19 protein-coding genes are annotated in these 23,824 nt (G+C 66.3%); 4 read left to right on the forward strand and 15 right to left on the reverse strand.

Annotated elements, in window-relative coordinates; all coding sequences use genetic code 11:
* Positions 1-22: 22 nt before the first annotated feature.
* The 4 genes from pbpG to pssA all read right to left on the reverse strand — a co-directional run bounded on the left by pbpG (position 23) and on the right by pssA (position 5,660).
* Positions 23-1,018 carry a D-alanyl-D-alanine endopeptidase gene (gene pbpG, locus ACXJKJ_RS02800; RefSeq protein ID WP_457349619.1) on the reverse strand — a complete coding sequence of 332 codons (996 nt, stop codon included), beginning with the start codon at positions 1,016-1,018 and terminating at the stop codon, positions 23-25.
* A gap of 392 nt (positions 1,019-1,410) precedes the next feature.
* Positions 1,411-2,952: a 2-isopropylmalate synthase gene (locus ACXJKJ_RS02805; RefSeq protein ID WP_056198264.1), complete on the reverse strand. Its 1,542-nt coding sequence runs from the start codon at positions 2,950-2,952 to the stop codon at positions 1,411-1,413.
* Positions 2,949-4,637: a 2-isopropylmalate synthase gene (gene leuA, locus ACXJKJ_RS02810; protein ID WP_457389032.1), complete on the reverse strand. Its 1,689-nt coding sequence runs from the start codon at positions 4,635-4,637 to the stop codon at positions 2,949-2,951. Before leuA ends, ACXJKJ_RS02805 begins: the two co-directional genes overlap by 4 nt.
* Positions 4,638-4,835: 198 nt before the next feature.
* Positions 4,836-5,660 (reverse strand): CDP-diacylglycerol--serine O-phosphatidyltransferase, encoded by an 825-nt coding sequence (gene pssA / locus ACXJKJ_RS02815; RefSeq protein WP_056198267.1) that lies wholly within the window; start codon positions 5,658-5,660, stop codon positions 4,836-4,838.
* A 77-nt stretch (positions 5,661-5,737) separates the two neighbouring features.
* On the opposite strand from pssA, the gene ACXJKJ_RS02820 reads away from it, so the two are divergent.
* Together ACXJKJ_RS02820 and ACXJKJ_RS02825 are read left to right on the forward strand one after the other, a co-directional pair.
* Positions 5,738-6,082 (forward strand): NIPSNAP family protein, encoded by a 345-nt coding sequence (locus tag ACXJKJ_RS02820; protein WP_457324615.1) that lies wholly within the window; start codon positions 5,738-5,740, stop codon positions 6,080-6,082.
* Positions 6,079-6,510 carry a DUF1810 domain-containing protein gene (locus ACXJKJ_RS02825; RefSeq protein WP_457389034.1) on the forward strand — a complete coding sequence of 144 codons (432 nt, stop codon included), beginning with the start codon at positions 6,079-6,081 and terminating at the stop codon, positions 6,508-6,510. Before ACXJKJ_RS02820 ends, ACXJKJ_RS02825 begins: the two co-directional genes overlap by 4 nt.
* A 17-nt stretch (positions 6,511-6,527) precedes the next feature.
* Here ACXJKJ_RS02825 and ACXJKJ_RS02830 read toward each other — a convergent pair whose 3' ends face one another.
* The 9 genes from ACXJKJ_RS02830 to ACXJKJ_RS02870 form a co-directional block, all read right to left on the reverse strand.
* Entirely contained in the window at positions 6,528-7,919 is a 1,392-nt protein-coding gene (locus ACXJKJ_RS02830) for a hypothetical protein (RefSeq protein ID WP_457389036.1), read from the reverse strand.
* Between the two features lie 175 nt (positions 7,920-8,094).
* Entirely contained in the window at positions 8,095-9,486 is a 1,392-nt protein-coding gene (ltrA, locus tag ACXJKJ_RS02835; protein ID WP_457389213.1) for a group II intron reverse transcriptase/maturase, read from the reverse strand.
* Positions 9,487-9,984: 498 nt separating this feature from the next.
* Entirely contained in the window at positions 9,985-10,596 is a 612-nt protein-coding gene (locus ACXJKJ_RS02840) for a histone (protein ID WP_457389037.1), read from the reverse strand.
* A gap of 209 nt (positions 10,597-10,805) precedes the next feature.
* The gene (locus tag ACXJKJ_RS02845) at positions 10,806-11,966 is read right to left on the reverse strand and encodes a ribonucleotide-diphosphate reductase subunit beta (RefSeq protein WP_457389038.1); all 1,161 of its coding nucleotides are present in this window, start codon (positions 11,964-11,966) and stop codon (positions 10,806-10,808) included.
* Between the two features lie 227 nt (positions 11,967-12,193).
* Positions 12,194-15,109, reverse strand: a complete 2,916-nt coding sequence (locus ACXJKJ_RS02850; protein WP_056203543.1) for a ribonucleoside-diphosphate reductase subunit alpha — start codon at positions 15,107-15,109, stop codon at positions 12,194-12,196.
* Positions 15,110-15,591: 482 nt separating this feature from the next.
* Positions 15,592-17,040 (reverse strand): sigma-54-dependent transcriptional regulator, encoded by a 1,449-nt coding sequence (locus tag ACXJKJ_RS02855; protein WP_457389039.1) that lies wholly within the window; start codon positions 17,038-17,040, stop codon positions 15,592-15,594.
* Positions 17,037-18,719, reverse strand: a complete 1,683-nt coding sequence (locus ACXJKJ_RS02860) for a sensor histidine kinase (RefSeq protein ID WP_457389040.1) — start codon at positions 18,717-18,719, stop codon at positions 17,037-17,039. Before ACXJKJ_RS02860 ends, ACXJKJ_RS02855 begins: the two co-directional genes overlap by 4 nt.
* A 2-nt stretch (positions 18,720-18,721) precedes the next feature.
* Positions 18,722-18,964, reverse strand: coding sequence for a PP0621 family protein (locus ACXJKJ_RS02865; protein WP_056203534.1), 243 nt, complete (start codon positions 18,962-18,964; stop codon positions 18,722-18,724).
* The gene (locus ACXJKJ_RS02870; RefSeq protein ID WP_056203530.1) at positions 18,961-19,845 is read right to left on the reverse strand and encodes a cytochrome C assembly family protein; all 885 of its coding nucleotides are present in this window, start codon (positions 19,843-19,845) and stop codon (positions 18,961-18,963) included. Before ACXJKJ_RS02870 ends, ACXJKJ_RS02865 begins: the two co-directional genes overlap by 4 nt.
* 324 nt (positions 19,846-20,169) lie before the next feature.
* On the opposite strand from ACXJKJ_RS02870, the gene ffh reads away from it, so the two are divergent.
* Together ffh and ACXJKJ_RS02880 are read left to right on the forward strand one after the other, a co-directional pair.
* Positions 20,170-21,549 (forward strand): signal recognition particle protein, encoded by a 1,380-nt coding sequence (ffh, locus tag ACXJKJ_RS02875; protein WP_457349941.1) that lies wholly within the window; start codon positions 20,170-20,172, stop codon positions 21,547-21,549.
* Between the two features lie 243 nt (positions 21,550-21,792).
* On the forward strand, positions 21,793-22,227 hold the full coding sequence (locus ACXJKJ_RS02880; RefSeq protein ID WP_457389041.1) for a hypothetical protein: 435 nt from the start codon (positions 21,793-21,795) through the stop codon (positions 22,225-22,227).
* On the opposite strand, the gene ACXJKJ_RS02885 is transcribed toward ACXJKJ_RS02880, so the two are convergent.
* Together ACXJKJ_RS02885 and ACXJKJ_RS02890 are read right to left on the reverse strand one after the other, a co-directional pair.
* A complete protein-coding gene (locus tag ACXJKJ_RS02885; protein ID WP_457389042.1) occupies positions 22,224-22,835 on the reverse strand; it encodes a LysE family translocator in 612 nt (203 codons plus the stop codon). The genes ACXJKJ_RS02880 and ACXJKJ_RS02885 overlap by 4 nt on opposite strands.
* Positions 22,832-23,734, reverse strand: a complete 903-nt coding sequence (locus ACXJKJ_RS02890; RefSeq protein WP_457389043.1) for an NAD-dependent epimerase/dehydratase family protein — start codon at positions 23,732-23,734, stop codon at positions 22,832-22,834. Before ACXJKJ_RS02890 ends, ACXJKJ_RS02885 begins: the two co-directional genes overlap by 4 nt.
* Positions 23,735-23,824: the final 90 nt, after the last annotated feature.

Below are 23,824 nucleotides of genomic sequence, written 5' to 3' on the forward strand. Positions count from 1 at the left end.
TGTTTTCATTGGATTCAACCGCTCAGAGCTTGGCAGAGGCGGTCGCCGTCTCGCCCTGGCTGGCCAGCCACTTGCGCATGCGCTCGGCATCGGCGATCCGCGACGCCTTGCCGCTGGAATCCAGGAACACCATGATCAGCTTGCGGCCGGCCATGCTGGCCTGCATGACCAGGCATTTGCCGGCCTCGTTGATGAAACCGGTCTTCTGCAGGCCGATGTCCCACAGCGGGTTGGACAGCAGGCCGTTGGTGCTGTGGAACTGCACCAGGCGCTTGCCCAGGGCCACGCGCGCTTCGCGGGAGGTGGACAGGTCGCGCAGCAGCGGCACTTGGCTGGTCACATTGACGAGCTTGGCCAGGTCAGCGGCGCTGCTCTGGTTGCGGCTCGACAGGCCGGTGGGCTCGACATAGTGGGTGTCGGCCATGCCCAGGCTCTCGGCCTTGGCGTTCATCGCGGCGACGAAGGCGTCCAGGCCACCGGGGTAGTTGCGGCCCAGCGCATGGGCGGCGCGGTTCTCGCTGGCCATCAGGGCCAGGTGCAGCATGTCGCCGCGCGTCAGCGTCGTGCCGACGGCCAGGCGGGAGCGGGTGAACTTCTCGGTGTCGATGTCGTCATCGGTGACCGAAATCTTCTCGTCCAGCGACAGCCCGGCCTCGACCACCACCAACGCCGTCATCAGCTTGGTGATGGAGGCGATGGGCAGCACGGCCTGGGGATTCTTGGAGAACAGCACCTCGTTGGTGTCCTGGTCCAGCACATAGGCCACGCTGGACTTCAGGGCCAGCGGGTCATCCACCTGGTGCAGGCCGGCAACCTGCCCGAAGGTGGGCACAGCCGAGATAACGGGCGCGACCGCCCTGCGCAGCACGACCGAGCGCACCTTGCGCGTGGGCACGGCGGCGGTTTTGACGGGAGTGCGGATGGCCCTGGATTGGGTCGTGTCGGCGGCTGCCGTGGCGGCGCCAGGCAGCGCGGCCAGGAAGGTGAGGCTCAGGAAAGCGGCGGCAAATGTCTTCAACGGAGGTCCCCAACGCAGGCGGCAGTGTACGTGACGCCAAAAGTACCGACAAGATAAGAACTTAAGTGAAATACCTCAAGTGAACTCTTGTCCCGTATTGACGGGCCGTCACCTCAGGGCTTGCCACCGGCTCTTTCGCTTCGCAACGAGCTCCAAACGCATGCAAGTAGGCCTTGGCTGACAAGGTCGCGGTATCGGGATCAGCCCCAGAACCACCCTCGCCGACCGCCCGCACGCTGCTCGCGGGTGACCTCTGACCGAGATTTTGGGGGCGCAGCGGGCGATCTGGGCCTAGAGCACCAAGGCGTTTACGCGCCAGATTCCACGCCGCGTGGTAACGATTGCGATGGGCGTGATGAGGATCACGCCGGTTACAGCGCCTCCCGGCGACCCTAGCCTTGCGCTGCCACGCGCTCGGCCTTGCTCTGCAGCTTGTTCAGTGCGCTCAAGTAGGCCTTGGCTGAGGCCACGATGATGTCGGGGTCGGCGCCGACCCCGTTCACCACCCGACCGGCATGCTGCAGCCGCACCGTCACCTCACCCTGTGACTCCGTGCTGCCACCCGTGATCGCGTTGACGGAATACAGCAGCATCTCTGCCCCCGACTGCACGACCGACTCGATGGCGCGCAGCGTCGCGTCGACCGGACCGTTGCCGTCGCTTTCCGCGCGATGCTCCTGGAGCCCCACGGCGAAGACGATGGCTGCGTGCGGGCGCTCCCCGGTCTCGCTGCGTTGGGCGAGCGACAGCAGGCGGTAGTGCTCGGCGTCGTTGATGACCGACTCGTCCATCACGAGGGCAACGATGTCCTCATCGAAGATCTCGTTCTTGCGGTCGGCCAGATCCTTGAAACGCTGGAAGGCCGCATTGACCTCGGCTTCACTCTCCAACTGGATGCCAAGCTCCTGCAGCCGCGCCTTGAAGGCATTGCGGCCAGACAGCTTGCCCAGCACGATCTTGTTGGCCGCCCAGCCCACATCCTCGGCGCGCATGATTTCATAGGTGTCGCGCGCCTTCAGCACGCCGTCCTGGTGGATGCCTGAGGCGTGCGCGAAGGCGTTGGCGCCGACGACGGCCTTGTTGGGCTGCACGACGAAGCCGGTCGTCTGCGATACCAGCCTGGAGGCCGGCACGATCTGCGACGTGTCGAGGCCGACATCCAGGCCGAAATAGTCGCGCCGCGTCTTGACGGCCATGACGACCTCTTCGAGCGAACAGTTGCCGGCGCGCTCGCCCAGGCCGTTGATGGTGCATTCCACCTGGCGAGCGCCGCCAATCTTCACGCCGGCCAGGGAATTGGCGACCGCCATGCCCAGGTCGTTGTGGCAGTGCACGCTCCAGATGGCCTGGTCGGAGTTGGGCACCTTCTCGCGCAGACGGCGCAGAAAGTCGCCATACAGCTCGGGAATGGCATAGCCCACCGTGTCGGGGATGTTGATGGTGCCGGCGCCTTCCTTGATGACGGCCTCGCAGACTCGGGCGAGAAAGTCGATGTCGGAGCGGTAGCCGTCCTCGGGCGAGAACTCGATGTCGCCGCACAGGTTGCGCGCGAAGCGCACCGCCAGCATGGCCTGCTCCAGCACCTGCTCGCGGGTCATGCGCAGCTTCTTCTCCATGTGGAGTTCGCTGGTGGCGATGAAGGTGTGGATGCGAGCCCGGTGAGCAGGTGCCAGCGCTTCGGCCGCTCGTGAGATGTCACGGTCGTTGGCGCGGGCCAGTGAACAGACCGTGCTGTCCTTGACCGCCGCGGCAATGGCCTTGACCGCCTCGAAGTCACCATTGCTCGATGCCGCGAAACCGGCCTCGATGATATCGACCTTCATGCGCTCCAACTGGCGGGCGATGCGCAGCTTCTCCTCGCGCGTCATGGACGCGCCGGGCGATTGCTCACCATCGCGCAGCGTGGTGTCGAAGATGATCAGTTTGTCGGTCATCGCACGTTTTCCTCTCGAATCTGGGGCACGGCCACCGGTGCGCGAGACAGGCCGGACAGGATGGCCTGCATGGACGCACGCACGATGCTGCCATCAATGCCGACGCCGTGGCGAGTCACGTCGCCCACGCGAAGCTCCAGATAGGCCACCGCGCGCGCATCGGCGCCGCTGCCGATCGAATGCTCGTGGTAGTCCAGCACACGCACCTCTTGGCCCAGGCGTGTCGACAGCGCGTTGACGAAGGCATCGATGGGACCGTTGCCCTCTCCCTGCACATGGCCCATCCAGCCACCCAACACGATTTCGGCCGACAGGCGCATCGCGCCGCCCGCTACTTCGGTCATCTGCGGCTGCACGATGGAGGCGCCAGCGTCACCGATGCCGTACTCGCGTTCAAAGATGGCATAGATGTCTGCGGCCGTCAGTTCCTTGCCGGCGTCGTCCATGACGCGTTGTACGACCTGGCTGAACTCGATCTGCAGGCGCCGCGGCAGCTCCAGGCCGTATTCCGCTTCCAGCAGATAGGCGATGCCGCCCTTGCCTGACTGGCTGTTCACGCGGATGACGGCGTCATAGCTGCGGCCCAGGTCCTTGGGGTCGACGGGGAGATAGGGCATGTCCCAAATCTCCCCCTCCCGGCGGGCTGCGAAGGCTTTCTTGATGGCGTCCTGGTGGGAGCCCGAGAAGGAGGTGTAGACGAGGTCGCCCACGTAAGGGTGGCGCGGATGCACAGGGATCTGCGTGCAATGCTCGACGCAGCGGCGTACCTCGTCGATGTCGGAGAAATCGAGCTGCGGGTCCACGCCCTGGGTGTAAAGGTTGAGCGCGATGTTGACGAGGTCGACGTTGCCGGTGCGCTCGCCGTTGCCGAACAGGCAGCCCTCGACGCGGTCAGCGCCCGCCATCAGCGCGAACTCACCAGCCGCCGTGCCGGTACCGCGGTCGTTGTGCGGGTGCACGGACAGCACGATGGATTCGCGGCGCGCCAGGTTGCGGTGCATCCACTCGATCATGTCCGCGAAGATATTGGGCGTGCTGTGCTCGACGGTGGACGGCAGGTTGATGATGCACTTGCGCTCGGGCGTCGGCTGCCAGACCGCCGTCACCGCATCGACGACACGCTTGCTGAAGGCCAGCTCGGTGCCAGAAAACATTTCGGGCGAATACTCGAAGCGCCAGTCCACGCCTGGCCGTGCGGCGGCCAGCTCCTTGATCTGGCGGGCGTGCGAGGCCGCGAGCTCGACGATGCCGTCCTCGTCCGTGCCGAGCACGACACGGCGCATGATGGGTGCGACCGCGTTGTAGACGTGGACGATGACGCGCCTTACGCCATCCAGCGACTCAAAAGTGCGCTCGATCAGGTGGGCACGCGCCTGCGTCAGCACCTGGATGGTCACGTCGTCGGGGATGTGTCCGCCGTCGATGAGCAGGCGGATGAAGTCGAACTCGGTCTGCGACGCCGACGGGAAGCCGACCTCGATCTCCTTGAAGCCGATCTTCACGAGCTGCTGGAACATGCGCAGCTTGCGGGCAATGTCCATCGGCTCGATCAGCGCCTGGTTGCCGTCACGCAGGTCGGTGCTCAGCCAGATCGGCGCGCGGGTCAGCACGGCATCGGGCCAGCGGCGGTCCGGCAATGCGATCGGGGCGAAGGAGCGGTACTTTTGCTGCGGTTGCTTCAACATGGGTGTTCCATCCGAGGGTGGGTGGCGCAACCAGCAGCCTTTGAAAACACGAACGGCCCGCTGCGGTTGCATACGGGCCGTTGGGGTCAGGTGTGAGCGTACGTGCGCGACTGACTAGCGAACCCGTGGTTCCTCTAGGGCTAGTAGCAGGCTAATTCGCGTGGCGCGGCTCATGGGTCGGGAATCTAGCATGAATGGCTATTGATGCAAGCCACGTTCATCCGGCTCGTCGGTGCTGGTGGAGATGACGCTGACGGGCTTGCCCTTGGACTTGCGCCAGCCATAGATGACATACCCCGACAGGCCATAGACGCAGAAGACACCGAAGAGAACGCGCGATGGATCGAGTGCGGCAAGGCCGATGCCAAGCATGATCACAACCAACACGATGAAGGGCACGCTGCGCCGCCGGTCGAAGACTTTGAAGCTGTAGAACGGAGCGTTCGTCACCATCGAAAGCCCGGCGAACAAGGTGATGCCGTAAGCCACCCAGGCGACCCAACCCCCGGGCTGGACACCGGTGTACTCCTTCCGATCCACGACGGCCCAGATCAGGCCCATCACGATCGCCGCTGCCGCGGGGCTTGGCAGCCCCTGGAAATAGCGCTTGTCCACCACGCCGATGTTGACGTTGAAGCGTGCCAGCCGCAGTGCAGCGCCGGCGATATAGACGAAGGCCGGAATCCAGCCCGGCTTGCCCATGTCCTTGAGCGCCCACATGTAGACGATCAACGCCGGCGCGGCACCGAAGGCCACCATGTCGGACAGGCTGTCCATCTGCTCGCCGAAGGCTGACTGGGTATTGGTCATGCGTGCGACGCGGCCATCAAGACTATCGAGGATGGCAGCGGCAAAGATGGCAACACAGGCCACCTCGAAGCGGCCGTTCATGGCCATGACGATGGCATAGAAGGCGCTGAACAGCGCGCCCAGCGTGATCGCGTTGGGCAGAGCGTAGATGCCTTTGCGGCGGGGGCGGACGGCGAGGCTGGGCTCGTCGTCCTCGGTGGGCTCGGGAATCATGGGCGGCAGGATAGCTCAGGGGGCCCTGCTTCGGCATTCGCGAAGGCCTAGCATGCAGTGCGCATCCACTCCAACTCATGACCATGAAACTGATCGAGGTCCGCACCTACAAGCTCAAACCCGGCTGCGCCGAGCGCTTCGTCCCTGCGGTACAGGCTGCGCTGCCGCTGGTGCGCGCCAGCGGCATGGACATCGTGGCCTTTGGGCGCTCGGACCATGAGCACGAGAGCTTCTTCCTGATCCGCGCGTTCGACAGCCGGGAACAACTGGTCGCGCAGCAGGACGCCTTCTATGGCTCGGCTGCCTGGCGAGAGGGGCCGCGTGCGGCACTGGTGGACTGCCTGGACGACTATCTGAACACGCTGCTTTGGCTGCCCGATGAAGCCGTCGAGGCGCTGCGAGCCCACAACGGCATGCCATGAGCACACTCGACCGCTTCGTTCAGGCTCAGCAGGGGCGGTACGAGCAGGCGCTGGCCGAGCTCAAGGCCGGCCGCAAGACCGGTCACTGGATCTGGTTCGTGCTGCCGCAGTTGCGCGGGCTGGGGCGCAGCGCCATGGCGCATGAATACGGCATCGCAGGCCGCGCGGAAGCCGAGGCCTATCTCGCCCATCCGGTGCTGGGCGCGCGGCTGCGTGATTGTGTGCAAGCCATGCTGGCTCACGAGGGCAATTCGGCCGAGCGCATCCTGGGCGACGTGGACACGATGAAGTTCAAATCCTGCCTGACCTTGTTCGAGGCGGTCGCGGGCGAGCCGGACCACCTGTTTGGACGGACGCTGGAGAAGCTCTACAACGGGGAGCGGGATGAGGCGACGTTGAGGCTGCTTGCCGGCGGCACGCGGGTGTGATTCACGAGCCGTGATCCTCACATCGTGAGCTGCGGCCAGTCCCTGTTGCCGGCCCAGGCCTGGCTGGCGTCGAACGACTCCGGGCAGATGGCAAGGAAGTAGCCCTGCGTGAAAACGCCTGACTGCTCCTGCGCGACCGGATGATGCGGCACGTCGTCACCCGTGTAGCCCGTCGGTCCGCTGGCTGAGGCCTTGGTGCCGACCGGTGGTTTGGACTTCTGATAGTCCTCCATCACCACCTTCCCATTGTATTTTTCCGCGAACAGCCAGTGATGCATCGACCCATAGACGAACACCTGGAACTGGGTACCGTCGGGATACTTGCCCATCTGCGCCTGCATCTCGCCATCCAGCGCATACGTCTTGCTCTTCAACGGGTCGGTGTCGGCCACCCCGTCCTGGACGACCTTGTAGCGGATGCCATCGGTGCCAGCCTCCGCGTTGCGGCGCTTGGCCTCAGAAACCATCAGACCGCGCGTACCGCGCAGTTGTGCATCCCCCGAGACGTCCTCGCCCGGCACCTTGTCCGAGGCCTTGGTCATGAAGTTCTTCAGGCTCTCCAGCCGCCACCAGATCTTTTCGTCCTGCATGGTCCCGTAATCGGCGATCAACGTTTCAAGTCGCCGCTGCACTTCGGCGTCCACAAGCTCCTTGTCCTGGGTCTTCCACGATTCATCCAGCCCCGCCCGGATGTCGGGGCCGAGCTTGTCGCGGATCATTGCGTGCACCAGCGCCGTCGTCGTCTGCCCCGTGATCGCACCCATCGTGCAGCACAGGCAGTTCGTTCCCGCATCGCCAGACCGCCCTGCCCCGAGTTCTTCTTCTGCCTTTTTCGAGTTGGGGCCAGCCGAATTCAGGCCCGCGATCGGCCGCCTGGCACGCAGCATGGCCAGCGCCTCGGACCCCGGGTTGCGCGGCGGCTCAAGCAGCACGGCACGAGCCTTCCTGGTCTTGCCCTGAATCTCGTTTCTGTTCGCCACCAAGGGCCCGCGGCCGGTGAACGGCACCAGCGCGGGCATCACGACAAACCGGGCGGTGACAGCCATCAGGTCGCCACTTCGAGCGGTGAGCGTGACGCCCTGGGCCGCCTCGGTGAACTGCACCTGGGCATCGGCGATGCCGCGAGCAAAGGCGCTGGCCGGCAGCGTCACGTCGCCGGACAGCTTGCCGTCAGAGGACAGGACGACATCGGTGGCGACCGCCTCCATCGGCCCGCTTGCTCCCATCACCGTGACCGTGAGCCGCAGTGGCACGTTGGCTTCCGCGGCCACGACCCGGCCGCCACCACGTGCCTCGATCTTCAAGGACACGGCACCGGGCGCAACTATTTCATCGACGACGACCTCGGTGCTCTTGATCGACTCCAGCACCTCGCGCACAGCGGTCGTTTCAGGGAGCGACTTGTCCAAGATCAGGCACCTCCACAGTTGAACGTCGGCGCAGGCGCGCCTGCCATCACCAGCCTTCGTGACGGAAAGCAGCGGATCGGTTCCCCAATCGGCATAGGGGGCTCCCATCATAGGAAGCACCCCTGCCACACCACCTGGCATGCGGGTCCGCACCAGGCGGTTCGAGAGTTTGAGGTCAGGAGAGGCGGGGCAGGCGCCATCGGTCGAACCAGGTGATGGTGAGCACGTTGTTGAGCGCCCTTGCGCTGTTGCGCCACCAGCAGCGGCTGTTGGCCGCCACACGTCGAGCAACAGCAGGCGTGGCTCCCAGTGTCAGTAGCTCCCGGTACATGGTCGTGCCGCGCTTCCACTGTTTGAGCTGCAAGGCTCTGAGTCGGTGTCGCAGCCACTCGTCTAGCTCACGCCAGACCTTGGGTGTTTGCGCCATGCCGAAGTACGCCTTCCAGCCCAGCAGGTAGGGCCTGAGCCCCTGCACCACTTGCTCCATGCTCCGTCCGCCAGAGCGTCCCGTGAGTTGCCGGATCCGGGCCTTGAGGTTCGCCAGTGCCTTGCCGGCCACCTTGCACTTCACTTCCCGCCCCTTGGCCACCCACAGCTCGTAGCCCAGGAACTTGCGCCCGAGGGCACTGCACACGGCACTCTTGGCTTCATTGATCTGAAGCTTCAGCTTGCCATACAGCTCCCTGAGCCACGCCATCACCCGCTCGCCGGCCCGTCTGCTGCCCACATAGACGTTGGCGTCGTCGGCATAACGCGCGAAGCAGTAGCCCCGCGCCTCCAACGCCTTGTCTACTTCGTCGAGCAGCACGTTGGCCAGCAGCGGGCTCAGCGGCCCACCTTGCGGCGTGCCCTGTTGGCGCTCCACCGCCACCCCGCCATCCATGATCCCGGCGTTCAGATACGCACGGATGAGCCGCAGGACGGCCGTGTCCGGGATGCGCTTCTTGAGCCGGTCAACAAGAATGTCGTGGTTCACCCGGTCGAAGAATTTCGCCAGGTCCACGTCCACCACCACGCGCTTGCCCGACTGGACGTACGCCCGCGCGGCTTTGACCGCGTCGTGCGCACTTCGGCCCGGCCGGAACCCGTGGCTGTGGTCGCTGAAGGTGGGGTCGATCAGCGGTTGCAGCACTTGCAGCAATGCCTGCTGGATCAGCCGGTCCGTCACCGTCGGGATGCCGAGCTCGCGCTCGCTTCCGTCCGGTTTGGGAGTCATCACCCGCCGTACCGGCGATGGCCGGTACCTGCCCGCCAGCAGCTCTTGGCGGATCTGCGGCCACTTCGTTTGCAGCAGGCATTGCGTCTGCTCGATGTCGAGCCCGTCCACGCCCGCCCCGCCCTTGTTGGCCTTGACCCGCTTCCAGGCCGCTTGCAGGTTCTCTCTCGTCAGCGCCGCCTCCAACAGGGTGCCAGCCCCCGCCTCTTGCATTGCTGACCCTGTGCCCTGGTGTTCCTGGGGCGGGTCGTGGGCTTCGTCGCTGGCAGGTTCACGCCCGGCTTCACCGCGCGCTACCCCCGCCCGCCCGGATGGCTCCGGCATCTGACGCATGGCCTTTGACATTCCCAGGTCCTCGGTCACTTGCTCTCGTTTGGTCCTTCGCCTCTCGCTGGTGGCCTCGGCGGCCCCGCTACTCGGCTACTACGACCTCTGCTGCCACCTCGCTCCGGCATGGCCGTCGCCCTTTCAGGCATGAGGCGAGGCTTCCTCAGGTAAGAAACGCACTCCTTCACCGCACAACCGCCGGATCTACGCCGCTTCGCCTTGATCACGAGAGCTTCGCGGTTTCATGCCCGCCCGCCCTGCTCGGCAGCGCCTTCTATCCGGTTCTTGTTCATCGGCACGCAGCTTCGCTCCACGCTTCCTCCCCACACTCGGTCGCCCTCATGCAGTTGCGCTTCGCTTCGTTCGTCGCGATCAACTTACGGCGGGACTTGCACCCGCAAGAGTGCGCTCATGCTGAGCGCACATAAAAAACCCGGCCCCGAAAATTTCGGGGCCGGGTTGCCTGCTTCGCCGGGATCCGGGTGGACGAACCACCCGGCGGCGAGTCAGCGGATCGCCTGGTTAGGGCTTGTTGCCGGTCGGGAAGGGCCAGGCAGCTTGCGGGCTCAGAGCCGTCTTGGCCGCAGGAGCGGTTGCAGCAGCGGCAGGCTTGGCAGCCGGGGCAGGCTTGGCGGCAGCCTTCTTCGGAGCTGCGGCCTTCTTGGCAGCAGGCTTCGCGGCGGGCTTGGCAGCGGCCTTCTTGGGCGCAGCAGCCTTCTTGGCCGGAGCGGCCTTCTTGGCGGGTGCAGCCTTCTTGGCCGGAGCGGCCTTCTTGGCGGGCGCAGCCTTCTTGGCCGGAGCGGCCTTCTTGGCGGGTGCAGCCTTCTTGGCCGGAGCGGCCTTCTTGGCGGGCGCAGCCTTCTTGGCCGGAGCGGCCTTCTTGGCCGGAGCGGCCTTCTTGGCGGGCGCAGCCTTCTTGGCCGGAGCGGCCTTCTTGGCGGGCGCAGCCTTCTTGGCCGGAGCGGCCTTCTTGGCCGGAGCGGCCTTCTTGGCCGGARCGGCCTTCTTGGCCGGAGCGGCCTTCTTGGCCGGAGCGGCCTTCTTGGCCGGAGCGGCCTTCTTGGCGGGTGCAGCCTTCTTGGCCGGAGCGGCCTTCTTCGCTGCGGCCTTAGCCGGGGTCTTTGCAGTTGCCATGGTTTTCTCCTTGATCAAGTGGAAAAGTCACCGTCCCGCACGGACCGGTCCGTGCGGATACGGTTATTCACCGCCCGAGAGTCGCCCAGGAGGAGCGCCTCGATACGGTGAATGGGATCGCCATGCAGCCCCGCCACGTCTAGCGTGTTGATGCGGGTTTCGCTCGGTGACTGCATTGGCCAGGTCTTGATCTTGTGATGGCTGGGACTTCAGTCCCAGCTCAGTGCCCCGCCTGATTGGTACTCGATGACGCGCGTCTCGAAGAAGTTGCGTTCCTTCTTCAAGTCGATCATCTCGCTCATCCAGGGGAAGGGATTTTCTTCGTTAGGGAACAGGGCTTCGAGGCCGATCTGCACCGCACGGCGGTTGGCGATGAAGCGCAGATAGCCCTTGAACATCGATGCGTTGAGGCCCAGCACGCCGCGCGGCATGGTGTCCTCGGCGTAGCGGTATTCAAGTTCGACGGCCTTCAGGAACAGCGCCTTGATCTCGGCCTTGAATTCGGCCGTCCAGAGGTGCGGGTTCTCAAGCTTGATCTGGTTGATCAGGTCGATGCCGAAGTTGCAGTGCATTGACTCGTCGCGCAGGATGTACTGGTACTGCTCGGCTGCACCCGTCATCTTGTTCTGGCGGCCCATCGCCAGGATCTGCGTGAAGCCGACGTAGAAGAACAGGCCTTCCATCAGGCAGGCGAAAACGATCAGGCTCTTCAGCAGCGTCTGGTCGGTCTCGGGCGTGCCGGTGTGAAAGTGCGGGTCCATGATCGCGCCGATGAAGGGGATCAGGAACTCGTCCTTGTCGCGGATGGACTGGACTTCGTTGTAGGCGTTGAAGATCTCGCTCTCGTCCAGACCCAACGACTCCACGATGTACTGGTAGGCGTGCGTGTGGATCGCTTCTTCGAACGCCTGGCGCAGCAGGAACTGGCGAGCCTCGGGTGCCGTGATGTGGCGGTAGGTGCCCAGCACGATGTTGTTCGCGGCCAGCGAGTCAGCGGTGACGAAGAAACCGAGGTTGCGCTTGATGATGCGGCGCTCGTCTTCGGTCAGGCCGTTGGGATCTTTCCAGAGCGCGATGTCGCGGCTCATGTTCACTTCCTGCGGCATCCAGTGGTTGGCGCAGGTGGCGAGGTACTTCTCCCAGGCCCATTTGTACTTGAAGGGCACCAGCTGGTTGACGTCGGTCTGGCCGTTGATGATGCGCTTGTCGGCAGCCTTCACGCGACGCGCGGTGGTTGGTTCGCCGGACAACTTGGGAGCGGGAGAGGAAGCGAGAGCAACTTCAGGCATCAGGGGCGCCGAAGGCAGTGCCGCGACAGGCTTCGCGGTGTGTGTGTCAGTGGACTTCAGGTCTTCGTCCCAATCCAGCATGGTGTGCTTCCTATCACTTCGAATTATCGGCAGTGCTTGTGCAAATCAACAAGAACTAGCTACAGCTATTTGCATCGTTCGCGCAAAGTTTGTTGCGCGAGGGCATCGAAACCGAGGCCTTCACTTGTATAGACAAGTGAAGGCCTCGCTCCGAATTTACTGACAGGCCTCGCAATCCGGATTGTGGCTGCGCTTCGCTGCGCCGCAATCCCGGGCCAAGTCGGCGTTCATTGGCAAGCCTCGCAATCGGGATTGTCGATCGAGCAGAACTTCATGTCCGTCGCCGGCAGTTCGGGCTCTACGACGGCAACCGGCGCGACCGGTGCGGCGGCCATCGCTGCGGTGCTGTTGGACACCGCGTTGAGCTGGCCCGAGCGCGTCACCGTGCTCTTCTCGGCCTGCGTCGCGCTGGTCGTGCGCAAGTAGTAGGTCGTCTTCAGGCCGCGCTGCCAAGCGAGCTTGTAGGTCTCGTCGAGCTTCTTGCCCGACGCGCCGGCCATGTAGATGTTCAGGCTCTGCGCCTGGTCGATCCACTTCTGGCGGCGAGCACCGGCCTCGATCAGCCACACGGTGTCGACTTCAAAGGCCGTCGCGTAGAGCGCCTTGATCTCCTCCGGCACGCGGTCGATGCGACGCAGCGAGCCGTCGAAGTGCTTGAGGTCCATGACCATCACGTCGTCCCACAGGCCCAGCGCCTTCAGGTCGCGCACCAGCGATTCGTTGATGATGGTGAATTCGCCCGACAGGTTGGACTTGACCGACAGGTTGCCGAAGCACGGCTCGATGGAGGCGTCCACGCCGATGATGTTGGAGATGGTCGCCGTCGGCGCGATCGCCACGCAGTTGCTGTTGCGCATGCCGAAGCTGGCGATGCGGCCGCGCAGGGCGTCCCAGTCCATCGTGGTCGAGCGGTCGACGTCGACGTAGCCGCCGCGGGCCTCGGCCAGCAGGTCCAGCGAGTCGATCGGCAGGATGCCGCGATCCCACAGCGAGCCCTTGTAGGTGGAGTAGCGGCCGCGTTCCTCGGCCAGTTCGGTCGAGGCCCAGTAGGCGTGATAGCAGACGGCCTCCATCGAGCGATCGGCGAAGTCGACGGCAGCCTGCGAGGCGTAGGGAGTGCGCAGTTGGTACAGCGCGTCCTGGAAGCCCATGATTCCCAGGCCGACCGGGCGGTGGCGCAGGTTGGAGTCGCGCGCCTTCTTGACGGCGTAGTAGTTGATGTCGATGACGTTGTCGAGCATGCGCATCGCGGTGCGCGTCGTCTTCTTCAGCTTGGCCTGGTCGATCTGGCCATCCTTGATGTGCTGGGCCAGGTTGACGGAGCCGAGGTTGCAGACGGCGATCTCGCTGTCGTTGGTGTTCAGCGTGATCTCGGTGCACAGGTTGCTGGAGTGCACCACGCCGACGTGCTGCTGCGGGCTGCGCACATTGCAGGCGTCCTTGAACGTGATCCAGGGGTGGCCCGTCTCGAACAGCATCGACAGCATCTTGCGCCACAGGTCCTTGGCCGGCATGCGCTTGAAGAGCTTGATCTCGCCGCGGTCGGCCTTGGCCTCGTAGGCCGTGTAGGCCACTTCGAAAGGCTTGCCGAACAGGTCGTGCAGGTCCGGGCAGGTGCTGGGGCTGAACAGCGTCCAGTCACCGCCTTCGAGCACACGGCGCATGAACAGGTCGGGAATCCAGTTCGCCGTGTTCATGTCGTGCGTGCGGCGGCGGTCGTCGCCGGTGTTCTTGCGCAGGTCCAGGAACTCCTCGATGTCGAGGTGCCAGGTTTCCAGATAGGCGCAGACGGCGCCCTTGCGCTTGCCGCCCTGGTTCACGGCGACCGCCGTGTCGTTGACCACCTTCAGGAAGGGCACGACGCCCTGGCTCTTGCCGTTGGTGCCCTTGATGTGCGAGCCCAGCGCGCGCACCGGGGTCCAGTCATTGCCCAGGCCGCCGGCGAACTTGCTCAGCAGCGCGTTCTCCTTCAGCGCCTCGTAGATGCCGTCGAGGTCGTCGCTGACGGTGGTCAGGTAGCAGCTCGACAGCTGCGAGCGGCGCGTGCCGGCGTTGAACAGCGTCGGCGTGCTGGACATGAAGTCGAAGCTCGACAGCACTTCATAGAACTCGATGGCGCGGGCTTCGCGGTCGATCTCGCCCAGGGCCAGGCCCATGGCCACGCGCATGAAGAAGGCCTGAGGCAGCTCGATGCGCTGCTCTTCGATGTGCAGGAAGTAGCGGTCGTACAGGGTCTGCAGGCCGAGGTAGTCGAACTGCAGGTCGCGCTCGGGCTTGAGCGCCGCACCCAGCTTGACCAGGTCGTACTGCTGCAGCTTCTCGTCCAGCAGTTCGGCCTTCACGCCCTTCTTGATATAGCCGGGGAAGTACTCGGCGTAGCGCTGGGTCATCTCACCCTGCAGCACCTCGCCACCGAGGATCTCGCGGCGGATCGTGTGCAGCAGCAGGCGCGCGGTGGCGCGGCTGTAGCCCGGGTCCTTCTCGATCAGCGTGCGCGCGGCCAGGATGGCGGCCTTGTAGACCTCGTCGATGGCGACGCCGTCGTACAGATTGCGCTGGGTCTCGGCCAGCACCGGATCTGGCTTGACGTCGGCGCCGAGGTTCTCGCAGGCCGACGCGATCAGCGACTTCAGCGCACCCAGGTCCAGCGGGCGGCGCTCGCCGCGGTCCACCACCATCACCACCGGCTCGGCGGCGCGCGTGGCCTCGCCCTGCGCGGCGCGCTCCTGCGTGCGGCGCTCGCGATACAGCACGTAGGCGCGGGCGACTTCATGGTTGCTGCTGCGCATCAGGCCCAGCTCGACCTGGTCCTGCACATCTTCAATATGGAAGGTACCGCCACTCGGACGCGAGCGCAGCAGGGCGCGCACGACGTTCTGGGTCAGCTGCTCCACCGTCTCACGCACGCTGGCCGAGGCTGCGCCGCTGGTGCCATGCACGGCCAGGAAAGCCTTCATCAGCGCAACGGCGATCTTGCTCGGCTCGAACGAGACCACGGCGCCATTGCGGCGAATGATCTGGTAGGCCTGATAGCCGGACAACGCAGGGGCGCTGGGGGCGGTGGCGTCGGATCCAAACGCGACCGGGGACTGCGACGACAGCGAGGCGGAGGTGGCCTGGCCCGTGGCGGCTTCATGCAGCATGAGGGGATCCTTTATCGAGAAATGACGGGCAAATGCGCGGCATCAACCCGAAGGTCGGGCCAGCGCATCGTGCGGTGCTTCAGTGGGGTATTTCGTCCCTGCCGCTCCATTGCCAGGCCGGCGTTTCGGCTTGGTCCCCGGGCGCTTTGCTGCCGTGGCCAAGCCACTGCAAACAGCGAATCCGAGGGGATGGTCATGGGGTCGACTGGCTCAGCAGGATATCACGAAGGAACACTATATCTATGGCCCCCGCCGTCCTCAAGCACTACCGCTAGTGTCAAACCCTGGCCGCGATTTCTCTGGACAAATGCCCCGCGCGCGCCTTTGGCCGATCAGATCGGGGCTTGCAACCGGCAACCCGCATCAACACTGGGCTGGCGGGCCGAAGCGGGCCGCAAGGCCGCGCCAGCGCTGCGTCCGAGCAAGCGCTCTATAGCCTCGCCGCAGATTCAAGCAGGGCAAATCCCGAGAAGGTTTTTCTTTCAGCTGTCACCAGCCGAGATCGCAAGCCGCGCCATGCGGTAGCGGATCTGGCGCAGCGACAGCCCGAGGCTGGCTGCCGCGGCCGTGCGGTTGAAGCGGTGCAGCTCCAGCGCTCGCAGCAGAATGGCGCGCTCGACCTCGTCGAGATAGCGCGCCAGGTCCGACGGCAATTCCTCGGGCAGGGACACGCCCTCGGCCACTGGTGCCGCCCCAAGGGGGGTGTCCAGCGCGGCGAACTGCGACTCGCTGCGGTCCTCGTCCAGCAGCGTGTCGGGCAGGCCAAGATCGTCGGCGTCGATCCACTCACCGCCCGCCAGCGCCAGCGCGCGGTGCAGCAGGTTCTCGAGCTCGCGCACATTGCCGGGAAAGGCATAGCGCGACAGCGTCTGCAGCGCACCCACCGTCAGTCGTGGCGCTGGTGACACGCCAGCGTCCTGGGCGATGCGGGTCAGCACCCGGGTGCTGATCAGGCCCAGGTCCTCCAGGCGCTCGCGCAGCGGCGGCACGCGGATCTGGATGACGTTGAGGCGGTAGAACAAGTCCTGGCGGAAGCGCCCCGCCGCCACCTCGGCGGACAGATCCTTGTGCGTCGCGCTGAGGATGCGCACATTGATCGGCGTCTCGGCGGTGGCGCCGACCGGCCGCACCGAACGCTCCTGGATGACGCGCAGCAGCTTGCTTTGCATCGCCAGGGGCAGGTCGCCGATCTCATCGAGGAAGAGCGTGCCGCCATCCGCCGCCTGGAAGAAGCCCTCGCGGTCCTCGTTGGCACCGGTGAACGCGCCCTTGCGGTAGCCGAAGAACTCGGCCTCCAGCAAGTTCTCGGGAATGGCGCCGCAGTTGACGGCGATGAAACCCTGCTCGGCGCGCACGCCGTGGTCGTGGATGGCCCGCGCCACCAGCTCCTTGCCGGTCCCGGATTCACCCTGCACCAGCACCGGCGCCATGCTGCGCGCCACCTTGTCGATCAGCGAGCGAACCGCGCGGATGGCCGGTGATTCACCCACCAGGCGCAGCGCCGACGCCGGCATTGCCACGCTTTTTTCTTGCGCCGCCGGGCTGGGATCGGGCGCCACGCGGCCCAGTGCCGAACCGACGACGAGGCGGAACTGGCGCAGGTCCACCGGCTTGGTCAGGTAGTCGTAGGCGCCGGCCTTCAAGGCTTCCACCGCGTTCTCGGCCGAGCCGAACGCCGTGATGACGATGGCCTTCTCGGGTCGGCCGGCCTGCTCCAGCCAGCGCAGCAACGCCAGGCCCGAGCCGTCGGGCAGCTTCATGTCGGTGATGACGGCGCTGTAGGTCTGGGCCTGCAGATGCGCCAGCGCCTCTGCCACCGTGCCCGCACTGTCGATCTCATAGCCTTCACGCAGCAGCGTCAGCTCGTAGAGCGTGCGCAGATCGGGCTCGTCGTCGACGACCAGCAGGCGCGGGAGCGTGGCAGTAGTCATGCAGAGGATGCAGATGAGGGCGTGCGCAGTCGAACGCAGAACTCGTTGGCCGCCGCGTCAGTGGCGCGGCGATAGTCGATGCGGGCGCCGTGACGCTCACACAGTTCACGGCAAATGTAGAGGCCCAGGCCCGAACCGCGGCTGCGTGTCGAGAAGAAAGGCTCGAACAGATGGCGCTCGATCTCATGCGGCACCGGCGCGCCCGCGCTGCGCACGACGAGGTCCAGCGCATCGCCGTGGCGGTCCAGCTCCGCTTGGATCGCGCCCGCGCCAGGCTCGGCATGGCGATGCGCGTTGTCGAGCAGATTGACCAGGACGCGGCGCAGATGCTCCGCGTCGAACAGCCCCATCAGCCCAGGCGCGCCGATGTGCAGCCGGAAGCGGCTCTGGGCACCCGGCTCGACGCCGTTGACCTGCACCCAGTCCTCGCAGGTCTCCTGCACCAGCGCGCTGACGTCCAGCGGCTGCGTGTCGGGCTGCATGCCGGGCGCCAGCTCGCTGACGTCGTCGACCAGGCGCTTGAGCCTTTGCACATTGGAGGCGACCATCCTGGTCAGCTGCTCGGCGCGCCCGCCGGCGACGTCCTCGGCCAGCAAGGCATTGGCCTGGGCGATGGCCGCCAGCGGGTTGCGAATCTCGTGAGCGATGCCGGCCGACACCCGGCCCATGGCGGCCAGTTTCTCCTGGCGGGTACGCGCCAGCAGCTCGCGGTTGTCCTCGACGAACAGCACGCACAGCTCCTCGCTGCCCTCGCGCTGGCGTGTGAAGCGCAGGCGCAGGCGCAGGCTGCGCGCGGCGCCGCTGTCCAGCGCCAGCGCCACGTCGACTTCCGCTCCTCCATCACCGGCGTTGCCGCCATAGGCTCGCTCCAATGCGAGCACCAGAGGCTGCCAGTCGGCCCGCCCGCGCAACTGCCAGCTCAGCTCTCCGCTGGCGGCGCCCAACAGGCTGCGCGCCGCCGGGTTCATCGCGCGGATGCGGCCACGCCGGTCGACGACGAGCACGCCCTCCTGCATCTCATCGATGACCAGGCGGTTCAGCAACTCCTGCTGGCGGGCGAGCGCCAGGCTGCCCCGTGCGGCCTTCTCCTCGCGAGCGAGCCGCGCGCTGAGCTCACCGGCGAGCAGGCTCACGGCGAACAGGCCGCTGCCCACCAGGCCGGCCTGCGTCGTCTTCAGGCCCACGTCCAGGCCGGCCAGCAGCGACCAGGCGGCCGCACCGAGCAGGCCCAGCGTTGCCATCGCCGCTGTAGCCAGCGCCAGCATGCGCGGGCTCAGCACGGCCGCCATCAGCACCGGCATGACGAAGAGGGCGCCGTAGTTCACCCCACTCGGGTCCAGCGCATGCAGCACGCCGAACAGGATCAGGTCCACGCCGATGGCGCTCCACCAATGGGGGCTGCTGATGCGCGCCAGGCTGCGCGCCGAGGCGCCCCGCCGCAGCTGCGGCGCCAGCCACAGGGCCAGGGCCGCCACGGCATAGGACAGGCTCAGTGCCAGCGTCGAGCGCGCCGGTGTCGTGCCGAGAACGACCGAGATCAGTTGGGCCATCACCAGGGCCAGGCCCAGGGCTGCACGCGCCGACAGGAAGGCGCGGTAAAGACGCTCGAACGAAGCGCTGGCCTCGGCCGGCGGCTCCGCCGGCGGCTGCTCGACGAACCAGCTGCCGGCGCCGGCCACCGTCAGGCCTGCCCCTCGCGGGCCTCGAAGCTGGTGCGATGCGCCGAGCTGCAGAACACGCCACCCTTGCCCGGCAGCGCCTCATCGACGGGCAGATGCATGCCGCATTCGGCGCAGCGCAGCATGGCTTGCGGCGGCGCCGGCGGCTGGGGCTTGCGCGCCTCGGGTTCGCGCGGCCGGCCGCGCTTGATGCCCAGCACAAAGAACAGGCCCGCCAGCAGGGCCAGCAGCAGCAGGTATTTCATGCGCCGCCTCCGTTGACACCGCGCTGCAGGATGACCTCCAGCACGAAGCGCGAGCCGGCATAGGACAACAGCAGCAAGGCCGCGCCGGCGTAGAGCCAGCGCGTCGCACGCCGGCCGCGCCAGCCGTAGATGCGCCGCCCGACCAGCAGGCCGGTCAGCACCAGCCAGCCCAGCACGGCCAGCAGGTTCTTATGGTCCCAACGCCAATGCGGTGTGAACCACCATCCAAGCAGGATGGCCAGGGACAGCACGCCGACGCCGGCGGCCACGAACTGGAAGGTCAGGCGCTCAAGCCGCAGCAGCGGCAGCCCGGCCGGTGTCGACTGCTTGCGGCGCAGCTGCGCCTCGGCGCGGTTCATCAGCGCCGCATGCAGCACCGCCACGCCGAACAGGCCGTAGGACGCCAGGCCCAGCACCCAGTGCAACGGCGCCCAGGGCGACGCGGCCAGCGGCCGGCTCTCACCGGGGAAGCCCCAAGCCAGCAGCACGGCCGCCGCCGCCAGCCAGGCCAGCACGCGCCGCACGCTGTGCAGGGGCAGGAAGCGGCTTTCAACCAGATAGACCGTCAGCACCAGCCAGGTCGTCATCGACAGCGCCGGTGCGAAACCGAAGCGCGCGCCCGGCTCGGCCAGGCCGTAGCCACTGATATCTATATAGAGGGCGGCGAACTGGGCCGTCCAGGCCAGGGCCATGGGCGGCACGGACCGCAGCGGCCGCCGCACGGAGGCATCGTCGCCGGCGCGCGCGCGCAGCAGGCCAACCCAGACATATCCCAGCAGCGCCAGCGCGCTGGCGACGGCCAATGCCGGCCCGGGGCCGAGGCTTTGGGCGCCGGCTGCGGCGTCTCCAGCATCGGCAAGAAGGGCGGGCGATAAACTCATGGCTGCAGTGTACTTTTGGCCTGCCGCCGTTCTGGCGGTCCAGGAGGCTGTCGGGCTTTGGGCGGGGTGCGCGCCGAGGCGAGTTGCGAGGCCAGGCTAGGCGTCGACGAGGCGTTGGGTGGGGCCCAGCAACGAGTCGGCAACGACGCATGGCCCCGCAAATCGCCTCGGCCCTTCGGGTTGGGTCTGCAAGGGGGCTGATGCGTTGTTGCTCCTCCTCGCGGGCACGAGCCCGCAGCGTCGTCGCGCCTAGCCTCAGCCCCCTTGCAGATCCAACGTGCACCCCGCCCAAAGCCCGACAGCCTCCTAGCCCACCTCCCCACCATGGCATCCAACCTCACCGACCGCCTGAGTCGCCTCGTCAAGACGATGCGCGGGCAGGCCCGCATCACCGAGAGCAATGTGCAGGACATGCTCCGCGAGGTGCGCATGGCCCTGCTGGAGGCCGACGTGGCCCTGCCGGTGGTGCGCGACTTCATTGCCCGCGTGAAGGAGAAGGCTCTGGGCCAGGAGGTCGTCGGCTCACTGAACCCCGGCCAGGTGCTGGTCTCGGTCGTGCACAAGGAACTCGCCGCGACCATGGGCGAAGGCGTGGCCGACATCAACCTCGCCGCCCAGCCGCCCGCCGTCATCCTGATGGCCGGCCTGCAGGGCGCCGGCAAGACGACGACGACGGCCAAGCTCGCCAAGCACCTGATCGAGAAGCGCAAGAAGAAGGTGCTGACGGTCTCCGCCGACGTCTACCGCCCGGCAGCCATCGAGCAGTTGAAGACGGTGACCAGGCAGGCCGGCGCCGAATGGTTCGAGTCCACGCCCGAGCAAAAGCCTCGTGACATCGCGCTGGCCGCGCTGGACTACGCCAAGCGCCACTACATCGACGTGCTGCTGGTGGACACCGCCGGCCGCCTGGCCATCGATGAAGCGCTGATGGCCGAGATCAAGGACCTGCATGCGGTGCTGAACCCGGTCGAGACGCTGTTCGTCGTCGACGCCATGCAGGGCCAGGATGCGATCAACACCGCCAAGGCCTTCAAGGACGCCCTGCCGCTGACCGGCGTTGTGCTGACCAAGCTCGACGGCGACTCCCGCGGTGGTGCGGCGCTGTCGGTGCGCCAGATCACCGGCGCGCCGATCAAGTTCGCCGGCGTGTCCGAGAAGATCGACGGGTTGGAAGTCTTCGACGCCGACCGCCACGCCGGCCGCGTGCTGGGCATGGGCGACATCGTGGCCCTCGTCGAGCAGGTCACGGCCAACGTCGACATGGCCAGCGCCCAGGCAATGGCCGACAAGCTCAAGAGCGGCAGCGGCTTCGACCTGAATGACTTCCTGCAGCAGATCGCGCAGATGAAGAAGATGGGCGGCCTGGGCGGCCTGATGGACAAGCTGCCGCAGAACATGATGGGCAACAAGCAGCCCGGCCAGGCCGACATGGACCGCGCCGAGCGCGACATGAAGCGCATGGAAGGCATCCTGCGTTCCATGAGCGCCAAGGAGCGCTCACACCCGGCCCTCTTGATGGATGGCAAGAGCAAGGCCAGCCGCAAGCGCCGCATCGCCACCGGCGCCGGCGTGCAGATCCAGGACGTCAATCGCCTGCTGAATCAGTTCGACCAGATGCAGCAGATGATGAAGAAGATGAAGGGCGGCGGCCTGATGAAGATGATGAAGCGCATGGGCGGTATGAAGGGCTTGCCGGGGATGTAAACCCGCAGGCGTGCGCGCTCGAGCGTTCGGCCAATCCGCCCGCCGACAGCCTCCGGTCAGCGGGGACACAAGTCCACACACTTGGTCCCAAGGTCGAGGGACAACGGAGCATGGTCAAGAACCGGCGCGGCCGCTAGCGTCGCGCGCATGCTGAACCTTCACCTCCCAAGAGCCGTCGGCGCCTGGCTGAGCAACCTCACCGGGCAAGGCAGAGCGCCTCGCAAGGATGCCAGCGATACCGTGATGCAATGGCCGCCCACCGCCGCGCGGGTGCTGGTGAGCGCGGAGCGCCATGCCCACAAATGCATCGCTCAAGCCCTGGCACTGGAACACCCCAAGGGATTCCTGCTGGCCCATGTGCCGCTGCACAAGCTGGTGCGGGTGCCCAAGCAGTACTCCTACCGCGAGTGGCTGTCGCGCACGGGTTTGCTGACCGTCGACTTCGCGCTGTGCGATGAACACGGCTATGCGCGCTCCGTCGTCCTGCTGCCCGTTGCCGACGAGCCTCGCCATTCCAGGAAACGGGATCGCCTGTTGCGCGTGCTGGGCGCCACCGAGCTGGCGGTCACGCCGTGGAACCGGGAATGGCAGAACGAGTCCAGCGACCGGCTGCGTGACACGCTGTTCCCCAAGCCGCGCGCATCCGGCTACTACGCCGATACGCCACACGCGCATTAGCCGAGCATCACCAGGGCCGCACAGCCCAGCAAGCCCAGCGCGCCAAGGCGGTTCAGCCAGGGCCCGGTGGGCATGCGGGCACGACGGCGCAGCAGGGCCGCACCTGCGATCAGCAGCGCGAACCAGCCGATGTTGATCAGCTCGAACAGCAGGCCCAGGCGCATGAAGCCGCCCAGCCAGTCGGTGTTGTCAATCGTCAGGAAGAGCGGAAAGAAGGCGCCGAAGAACAGGATGGGCTTGGGGTTGAGCAGCGTCAGCAGCAGGGCCGGACCGAAAGCGCCGCTGGCCTTCCCGCTGGATTTCTCCTCCATGGTGGCAGGCGCCGCAGCGCTGCGCAGCATGGTCAGCCCAAGCCATGCGACGTACAGCGCGCCGACCATCCGCAACGCCACCAACGCCGCCGGCCATTGCTGCAGGAGGCTGCCCAGCCCCAAGCCAGCCGCCATGATCAGCAACAGATCGCCGGCCACCAGGCCGCCAACGGCCAGCATGGCGCGAGGCACCGCCATGCGCACCTGGCCCAGCACATAGAGCGTCGCCGGCCCCGGCACGACGATGACGAGCAAGGCTGCCAGCAGGAAGGCGCCAAGGTGTTGGACGCCGTTCATGCGCCCACCCCTTCACCAGCCAGCGCTGCTGCGTGCGTGTCGATGAGGGCATCCAGCCAGTCGTCCAGGGGATCAAACAGCCAGCCCAGCGCCGTCGCGCGACCGGTGTCCAGCGCGTGAAGCGCGGCGTAGTCGAAAGGGCTCGCACCGGCACCAGCTTTCGGCGTCGTCAGGGCTTCACGCCCCAATCTTGTCGCGATACGCGCATGCAGTTGTGGCGCCGTCAGCGTGCCGCGGCTCGCGACGTTGAGCGGGCCGAGAAAGTCCTGGCGGCCAGCCCAGACCAACAGCGCCACCACGCCAGGCACATCGATGAAGGAGGTCGCGCCCGGCACCGCCGCATGCAGCAGCGGTTCGCCACGGAGGACCCGCTCGACATAGCCGCGCAGCCGGCCGGTGAAATCCTCCGCGCCGCCCAGCACGTGGGCCAGCCGAAGCGTCGCGACCGGCAGCTCCCGAGCCCCCAGCAGCTGGACCTCGGCGCGACGCTTGCCGTCGCCATAGGCCGTCGGCGGCCTGTCCACGGACCGCGCCAGGTCGAGATCCTCCTCTCGATAGGCGCGCGCCAGCTGGCCATGCCGCGCGTCATAGACCTCGAGCGTCGACGTCATCAGGTAGCGGCCGACCTTGCCGGTGAACAGGCGTGCGGCGAGTGCGGCTTCATCCGGGCCGTAGCACATCTGGTCGTAGACGACGTCAAAGCGCGCATCGCTGAATGCAGCCTGCATCGCCGTCGCGTCGCCACGGTCCACCGCGACGCGGCGCACGCGCACGCCGAAGGGATCGGGCGTGCGGCCTCGCGTCGCGATCGTCACGCGGTTGCCAGCAGCGAGCAGTGCCTCAACAAGAGGAATGCCGAAAAATCGGGTTCCGCCGATGACCAGGATTTTTTGACTCATGACTCGTCCGTGGAGTGATGGCCAGCAGTCTTCCCTTGCGGGGCGAGAAGCGAAACCGAGATTTGGCTATCCTGAGGATCAGGAAAACTT

The sequence above is a fragment of the Roseateles sp. P5_E1 genome, from assembly GCF_054049335.1.

Bases quoted from the DNA above. Each gene is read 5' to 3' on its own strand.
- ffh (WP_457349941.1), top strand. From the start codon at position 20,170: ATGGCATCCAACCTCACCGACCGCCTGAGTCGCCTCGTCAAGACGATG.
- ACXJKJ_RS02805 (WP_056198264.1), bottom strand. From the start codon at position 2,952: ATGACCGACAAACTGATCATCTTCGACACCACGCTGCGCGATGGTGAG.
- ACXJKJ_RS02820 (WP_457324615.1), top strand. From the start codon at position 5,738: ATGACCATGAAACTGATCGAGGTCCGCACCTACAAGCTCAAACCCGGC.
- ACXJKJ_RS02870 (WP_056203530.1), bottom strand. From the start codon at position 19,845: ATGAGTTTATCGCCCGCCCTTCTTGCCGATGCTGGAGACGCCGCAGCC.
- leuA (WP_457389032.1), bottom strand. From the start codon at position 4,637: ATGTTGAAGCAACCGCAGCAAAAGTACCGCTCCTTCGCCCCGATCGCA.
- ACXJKJ_RS02845 (WP_457389038.1), bottom strand. From the start codon at position 11,966: ATGCTGGATTGGGACGAAGACCTGAAGTCCACTGACACACACACCGCG.
- ACXJKJ_RS02865 (WP_056203534.1), bottom strand. From the start codon at position 18,964: ATGAAATACCTGCTGCTGCTGGCCCTGCTGGCGGGCCTGTTCTTTGTG.
- ACXJKJ_RS02885 (WP_457389042.1), bottom strand. From the start codon at position 22,835: ATGAACGGCGTCCAACACCTTGGCGCCTTCCTGCTGGCAGCCTTGCTC.
- ACXJKJ_RS02880 (WP_457389041.1), top strand. From the start codon at position 21,793: ATGCAATGGCCGCCCACCGCCGCGCGGGTGCTGGTGAGCGCGGAGCGC.
- ACXJKJ_RS02825 (WP_457389034.1), top strand. From the start codon at position 6,079: ATGAGCACACTCGACCGCTTCGTTCAGGCTCAGCAGGGGCGGTACGAG.
- ACXJKJ_RS02855 (WP_457389039.1), bottom strand. From the start codon at position 17,040: ATGACTACTGCCACGCTCCCGCGCCTGCTGGTCGTCGACGACGAGCCC.
- pssA (WP_056198267.1), bottom strand. From the start codon at position 5,660: ATGATTCCCGAGCCCACCGAGGACGACGAGCCCAGCCTCGCCGTCCGC.
- ACXJKJ_RS02890 (WP_457389043.1), bottom strand. From the start codon at position 23,734: ATGAGTCAAAAAATCCTGGTCATCGGCGGAACCCGATTTTTCGGCATT.
- ACXJKJ_RS02850 (WP_056203543.1), bottom strand. From the start codon at position 15,109: ATGCTGCATGAAGCCGCCACGGGCCAGGCCACCTCCGCCTCGCTGTCG.